This is a genomic window from Streptomyces sp. SID3212 (genome assembly GCF_009865405.1).
In the GTDB taxonomy this organism is placed as follows: domain Bacteria; phylum Actinomycetota; class Actinomycetes; order Streptomycetales; family Streptomycetaceae; genus Streptomyces.
Genome location: NZ_WWJY01001237.1, coordinates 23,503 through 29,847, shown reverse-complemented (window position 1 = coordinate 29,847; position 6,345 = coordinate 23,503). Strand labels below are relative to the sequence as shown.

The window sequence follows — 6,345 nt, the reverse complement described above, 5'->3', positions numbered from 1 at the left end:
TCCTCGCTGTGTTTTGTTCTTCAAAGGAACCACCAACCCACCAACCACAAGGGTTGAGTAGGCCGGGGTATCAACATATCTGGCGTTGACTTTTGGCACGCTGTTGAGTTCTCAAGGAACGGACGCTTCCTTCGGTCCCGTCTCCGGGGCCCTCCGGGCGCTTCCCTTCGGTATTTCGTGTTTCCAACCTTACCAGATTCATTTGGCTGTTCTTGCCGCTTGAATTCCGATGGCCTTTGGATGGGCCTTTGTTTCTCTGCCTTTCGGCTGAACCGACTTTATCAGAGTTACCTGGAGCCGATTCCCCCACCTGTCGGGGAGTGCTCCGGGGTCATGATTAACCCGGGTTCCCGTTCGGTGGAGCCGTAAACGTACTGGAGCGGGGGGCGCCGATGCAAATCGGGCCCCCCGCTCCGGGGTTGAGCCTCGGACGGACCGTCGGACGGGCCGTCAGACGCCGTCAGACCTCGACGACCACGGGAAGGATCATCGGGCGCCGGCGGTAGGTGTCGGAGACCCACTTGCCGACCACGCGGCGCACGAGCTGCTGGAGCTGGTGCGGTTCCGCGACGCCGTCGGCTGCGGACTTGGCGATGGCCTCCTCGACCTTCGCCAGGACGGCGCCGAACGCCGCGTCCTCGATGCCGGAGCCGCGGGCGTGGAAGTGGGGTCCGCCGACGACCTTGCCGGTCGTGGAGTCGACCACCACGTACACCGAGATGATCCCCTCCTCGCCGAGGATCCGGCGGTCCTTGAGGGAGGTCTCCGTGACGTCGCCGACCGAGAGGCCGTCCACGTACACGTAACCCGCCTGGACCTTGCCGACGATCCTGGCCTTGCCGTCCACGAGGTCCACGACCACGCCGTCCTCGGCGATGACGATGTGGTCCTTCGGGACCCCTGTCATCGCGCCCAGCTCGGCGTTGGCACGCAGGTGGCGCCATTCGCCGTGGACCGGCATCAGGTTCTTCGGCTTGCAGATGTTGTAGAAGTACAGCAGCTCGCCCGCCGAGGCGTGTCCGGAGACGTGGACCTTGGCGTTGCCCTTGTGGATGACGTTCGCGCCCCACCTGGTCAGGCCGTTGATCACGCGGTAGACCGCGTTCTCGTTGCCCGGGATCAGGGACGACGCGAGGATCACCGTGTCGCCGCCGACGATCCGGATCTGGTGGTCGCGGTTGGCCATGCGGGACAGCGCGGCCATCGGCTCGCCCTGCGAGCCCGTGCAGACGAGCACGATCTGCTCGCCCGGGAGGTCGTCCAGCGTCTTCACGTCGACGACCAGGCCGGCCGGCACCCGCAGATAGCCCAGGTCACGGGCGATGCCCATGTTCCTGACCATCGAGCGGCCGACGAAGGCGACCCTGCGGCCGTGTTCGTGGGCAGCGTCGAGGATCTGCTGGATGCGGTGGACGTGGCTCGCGAAGCTCGCCACGATGATCCGCTTCTGGGCGCTGCTGAACACCTGGCGCAGGACGTTGGAGATGTCCCGCTCGGGCGGGACGAATCCCGGGACCTCGGCGTTCGTGGAGTCCGCCAGCAGCAGGTCGATGCCCTCCTCGCCCAGCTTGGCGAAGGTCGGCAGGTCGGTGAGCCTGCGGTCCAGCGGGAGCTGGTCCATCTTGAAGTCGCCGGTGTGGACCACCATGCCCGCGGGGGTGCGGATGGCCACGGCCAGCGCGTCCGGGATGGAGTGGTTCACCGCGACGAATTCGCAGTCGAAGGGGCCGATGCGCTCGCGGTGGCCCTCGGTGACCTCAAGGGTGTACGGGCGGATGCGGTGCTCCTGGAGCTTCGCCTCGATGAGGGCGAGGGTCAGCTTGGAGCCGATCAGGGGGATGTCGGCCTTCAGCCTGAGCAGGAAGGGGACACCCCCGATGTGGTCCTCGTGACCGTGCGTGAGCACGATCCCGTCGATGTCGTCGAGGCGGTCCCGGATGGTGGTGAAGTCCGGCAGGATCAGATCGATGCCGGGCTGCTCCTCCTCCGGGAAGAGGACGCCGCAGTCGACGATGAGCAGTCGGCCGTTGTACTCGAAGACCGTCATGTTGCGGCCGATCTCGCCGAGCCCGCCGAGCGGGGTGACGCGAAGGCCGTTCTTGGGAAGCTTCGGCGGTGCGCCGAGTTCGGGATGCGGATGACTCAAAAGACTCTCCTCACCACGCACGCCACGTGCCGCTGAGGCACGTGGCGCGCATGACATTGGTGCACTTGCTGTTGTCTGTGTGGACCGATTTCTCGGTGTGGTTCTGTCGTGCTCCGTGCTGTCGTGCTGTCCTGCTTGTTCAATTGTGAAGTCGGTGACGGAGTCCGCGTGGAATCCGTGCGGAGTCCGGTGTCAGAGCTGTACCCCGCCGGCCGCCAGATCGATCTTGAGCTGGTCCGTTTCGGGGGCCGACAGCTCGACGAGCGGCAGGCGCAGCGGTCCGGCCGGCAGGCCCAGCAGGGCGAGTGCGGCCTTGGTGGTGATGACGCCCTGGGTGCGGAACATGCCCGTGAAGACCGGGAGCAGCTTCTGGTGGATCTCGGTGGCCTTCTGGACGTCGCCCGTGAGGTGGGCGTCGAGCAGCTGGCGCAGCTCGGGGGTGGCGACGTGGCCGACGACGGAGACGAAGCCGATCGCGCCGACGGCCAGGAGGGGCAGGTTCAGCATGTCGTCGCCCGAGTACCAGGCGAGGCCGGACCGGGCGATGGCCCAGCTGGCGCGGCCGAGGTCGCCCTTGGCGTCCTTGTTGGCGACGATACGCGGGTGCTGGGCGAGACGGACAATCGTCTCGGTGTCGATGGGGACGCCGCTGCGGCCCGGGATGTCGTACAGCATGACCGGCAGGCCGGTGGAGTCGGCGATGGCGGTGAAGTGCCGGTGGAGGCCTTCCTGCGGCGGCTTGCTGTAGTACGGGGTCACGGCCAGGAGGCCGTGCGCGCCGGCGCGCTCGGCGGCGCGGGACAGTTCCACGCTGTGGCGGGTGTCGTTCGTACCGATGCCCGCGATGATGTGGGCGCGGTCGCCGACGGCGTCCAGGACGGCCCGTACGAGCTGGTCTTTCTCCGCGTCGCTGGTGGTCGGCGACTCGCCGGTGGTCCCGTTGAGGACCAGGCCGTCGTTGCCTGCGTCGACCAGGTGCGCGGCGAGCCGCTGGGCACCGTCGAGGTCGAGCGCGCCGTCCGCCGTGAAGGGCGTGACCATCGCGGTGAGGACCCGCCCGAAGGGGGTCTGCGGAGTGGAGATCGGAGCCATGGGTAACACGCTACTCGCTGCTCAGCTCGCCGTGTCCCCTTGGGGGACGGGACAAGAGGAGCCCGGCACTGCCTGCTCGGGGGTTCAAGCAGTGCCGGGTCCGTTTGATCAGCCTAGATGAACTTCTCGAAACCCCGCAATACGGACACTTCACCCCGCCGACCGTACATCTGTGCCCCGGACGGGCCACGGAACGGGCTCCGCGCCGCAGGATCGTTCTAGGGGGCGACTCGGCCATTGGCGTTGAAGGCCGCGTGTGTGAGGGGCATGAGCGCCGCCCAGTGGGCCTCCATCCGCTCGCCCACCATCTCGATCTCGCGCTGCGGGAAGGACGGCGTCCTCGCCTGTTCGTGCTGGGTGCGCAGGCCGAGGAAGTGCATCAGCGAGCGCGCGTTGCACGTCGCGTACATCGACGAGAACAGGCCGACCGGCAGCACGGCCCGCGCCACCTCGCGCGCGACGCCGGCCGCGAGCATCTCCTGGTACGCCTCGTAGGCCTGGACGTACGAGGTCTCCATCACGCGGCCGGTCAGATCCTGCTGCTCCCGCGTGCCGTCCACGAACACGTACTTCCCGGGGCGGCCCTCCTGCACGAGCTTGCGGTCCGCGCCGGGGACGTAGAAGACCGGCTGGAGCTCCCGGTACCTGCCCGATTCCTCGTTGTACGACCAGCCGACCCGGTGGCGCATGAACTCGCGGAAGACGAAGATCGGGGCGCTGACGAAGAACGTCATGGAGTTGTGCTCGAAGGGGCTGCCGTGGCGGTCCCGCATCAGGTAATTGATGAGTCCCTTCGAGCGCTCGGGGTCCTTCGAGAGCTCCTCCAGGGACTGCTCACCTGCGGTGGAGACGCGCGCGGCCCACAGCACGTCGGAATCGCCGGCGGTGTGCTTCACCAACTCGACGGTGACGTCGCTGCGGAAGCTCGGCTTGGTCTCTGCGGGGGTGTCGCTCACCGGCGGGGTCCTTCCAGTTACGTCGCTCGGGCGGCGCCCACTCTACGGCGCGGCACTGACAGCGCCTCCGCGGCAGGGCGCCGGCCCGCCGCTGTTCGGACCGCCGTTCGCCGGACTGCCCCCGCCGGAAAGGGATCAGACGGCTACTCATACGCACCTCACGGCGACGGTCCGCAGCCGTTCGGGCCCCGATGGCGCGCCCGGCCCCCCTCGGGTGGTCCGGGCGGGGACCTGGTCGATAGCCTCACCGGGCACAGCAATCGAGCGTGCTTGTGAGTGAGGATCAGTCGTGCCCCTGCCCTTCCTGACGGCCGACCGGGCTTTTGACGCGACCACGGACGATGTCGCGTTGCCGTTCGACGATCATGATCAATGGCGGCGTCCGTACCGCCCCGGCCCCTGGCGGGTGGCGGCGGCGGCGCTGCTCCTGCTGCTGGCCTCGTTCGTCCTGCTCGCGGGGACGGTCACCGCGGCCGCGGGCAGCGCCTCGGGCGCCTATCTCTGCCTCGCCCTCGCCGGCCTGGGCATCGCGGTCGCCCTGCGCCTGCTGCGGGTGGGCGCCTGGGTGAGCCGGCACGGCGTGCGCCGTGTCCTGCTGCTCAGGACGAAGACCGTGGCCTGGGACCAGGTCACCGAGGTCCGTACCGTCCAGCAGCCCGTACGGTGGCTCGGCCTGCCGCGCACCGTGCAGGGCCAGGCGCTCTCCCTCGTCCTGCGGCAGGGAACGCAGCTGCCGCTGCTGACGGACCACAACGCGGACTTCCTGTCGCGTACGGAGGCGTTCGACCGGGCCGCCGACACCGTCGAGGCCTGGGGGGACGAGTACCGCCGTCCCTGACGGCTCGCCGCGTCGCACCACCCACCGACCCTGAGCGGGGCCCGGCCACCCGGCCGGGCCCCGCTCGGGCGTGCGGGCGCTTTCCGTACCGCTCAGGCGCGTACGGGCTTGTTGTCGTGGAGCGCGATCGCGCGCTGCATCGCCTTGCGCGCGCGGGGCGTGTCGCGGGCGTCGTGGTAGGCGACCGCGAGCCGGAACCAGCACCGCCAGTCGCCCGGCGAGTCCTCCGTCTCCGCGCGGCGCCTGGCGAAGACGGCGTCGGCGGAGTCGCGGTCGATACGGCCGCTCGCCGTACGGGTCAACTCGTCCACCGGCAGGCCGCCTTCGGCGTCCAGCTCCTCCGCGAGGCGGTTGGCGCGGCTGACGAACTGGGTGTTCTTCCAGAGGAACCACAGGCCGATGACCGGCAGGATCAGCACCGCGATCCCGAAGGCGACGGTGAGCGCGGTGCCTTGTTCGATGAGCAGCACGCCACGGCTGCCGACCAGGACGAAGTAGACGACCAGGACGGCGGCCGTGACGCAGTAGGTGATCTTCGCGCGCATGGGTGCGGTCTCGTCAGCTCAGGTCGAGGAAGTGTTCCAGGCCGTAGGTGAGGCCCGGGGTGGACACCACACGGCGCACGCCGAGCAGGATGCCCGGCATGAAGCTGCTGTGGTGCAGGGAGTCGTGGCGGACGGTGAGTGTCTCGCCCTCGCCGCCGAAGATCACTTCCTGGTGGGCGAGGAGCCCCCGGAGGCGTACGGAGTGCACGCGCACGCCGTCGACGTCCGCTCCCCGCGCGCCCTTCAGCCCGGTGACCGTCGCGTCGGGCTGGGGAGGCAGCTGCGCCTCCTCGCGGGCCGCGGCAATCAGCTGGGCGGTGCGGCCCGCCGTACCGGAGGGGGCGTCGGCCTTGTTCGGGTGGTGCAGCTCGATGACCTCGACGGACTCGAAGTAACGGGCCGCCGACTGGGAGAACTTCATCGTGAGGACGGCCCCGATGGAGAAGTTCGGCGCGACGAGCACCCCGGTCTCGGGCGAGGCCTCCAGCCAGGAGGTCAGCCGCCCGAGGCGCTCGTCGTTCCATCCCGTGGTGCCGACGACGGCGTGGATGCCGTGGCCCACGCAGAACTCGAGGTTCCCCATGACCGAGTCGGGGTGGGTCAGGTCGACCGCGACCTGCGTCCCGCTCGCCGTGAGGGTCTCCAGCGTGTCGTGCTGGTCGAGGGCGGCGACCAGTTCCAGGTCCTGGGCGGCCTCGACGGCCCGTGCGGCCTCGGAGCCGATACGGCCCTTGGCTCCGAGGACGGCCACGCGCAGCTTGTTCATCG

The 6,345-nt window shown here is 69.1% G+C and carries 6 protein-coding genes; 1 reads left to right on the top strand and 5 read right to left on the bottom strand.

Features of this window, described 5'->3' with window-relative positions:
- Positions 1-460: 460 nt before the first annotated feature.
- The 3 genes from GT042_RS36660 to thyX all read right to left on the bottom strand — a co-directional run bounded on the left by GT042_RS36660 (position 461) and on the right by thyX (position 4,194).
- Complete coding sequence (locus tag GT042_RS36660; protein WP_161312983.1) at positions 461-2,146, bottom strand: ribonuclease J; 1,686 nt, start codon at positions 2,144-2,146, stop codon at positions 461-463.
- 192 nt (positions 2,147-2,338) lie between these two features.
- Complete coding sequence (dapA, locus tag GT042_RS36655) at positions 2,339-3,238, bottom strand: 4-hydroxy-tetrahydrodipicolinate synthase (protein WP_161312982.1); 900 nt, start codon at positions 3,236-3,238, stop codon at positions 2,339-2,341.
- A gap of 218 nt (positions 3,239-3,456) precedes the next feature.
- On the bottom strand, positions 3,457-4,194 hold the full coding sequence (gene thyX, locus GT042_RS36650; protein ID WP_161312981.1) for an FAD-dependent thymidylate synthase: 738 nt from the start codon (positions 4,192-4,194) through the stop codon (positions 3,457-3,459).
- 289 nt (positions 4,195-4,483) lie between these two features.
- Here thyX and GT042_RS36645 point away from each other — a divergent pair, with 289 nt between their 5' ends.
- Entirely contained in the window at positions 4,484-5,032 is a 549-nt protein-coding gene (locus GT042_RS36645) for a PH domain-containing protein (RefSeq protein WP_161312980.1), read from the top strand.
- Positions 5,033-5,124: 92 nt separating this feature from the next.
- Here the strand turns inward: GT042_RS36645 and GT042_RS36640 are convergent, their stop codons facing one another.
- Together GT042_RS36640 and dapB are read right to left on the bottom strand one after the other, a co-directional pair.
- Positions 5,125-5,577, bottom strand: coding sequence for a tetratricopeptide repeat protein (locus GT042_RS36640; RefSeq protein WP_161312979.1), 453 nt, complete (start codon positions 5,575-5,577; stop codon positions 5,125-5,127).
- 13 nt (positions 5,578-5,590) lie between these two features.
- Positions 5,591-6,343, bottom strand: coding sequence for a 4-hydroxy-tetrahydrodipicolinate reductase (gene dapB, locus GT042_RS36635; RefSeq protein WP_161312978.1), 753 nt, complete (start codon positions 6,341-6,343; stop codon positions 5,591-5,593).
- Between the last annotated feature and the right edge of the window lie 2 nt (positions 6,344-6,345).

What these genes read in the sequence shown, in the direction of transcription:
- dapB (WP_161312978.1), bottom strand. Translation starts at nt 6,343, where the DNA reads ATGAACAAGCTGCGCGTGGCCGTCCTCGGAGCCAAGGGCCGTATCGGC.
- GT042_RS36640 (WP_161312979.1), bottom strand. Translation starts at nt 5,577, where the DNA reads ATGCGCGCGAAGATCACCTACTGCGTCACGGCCGCCGTCCTGGTCGTC.
- dapA (WP_161312982.1), bottom strand. Translation starts at nt 3,238, where the DNA reads ATGGCTCCGATCTCCACTCCGCAGACCCCCTTCGGGCGGGTCCTCACC.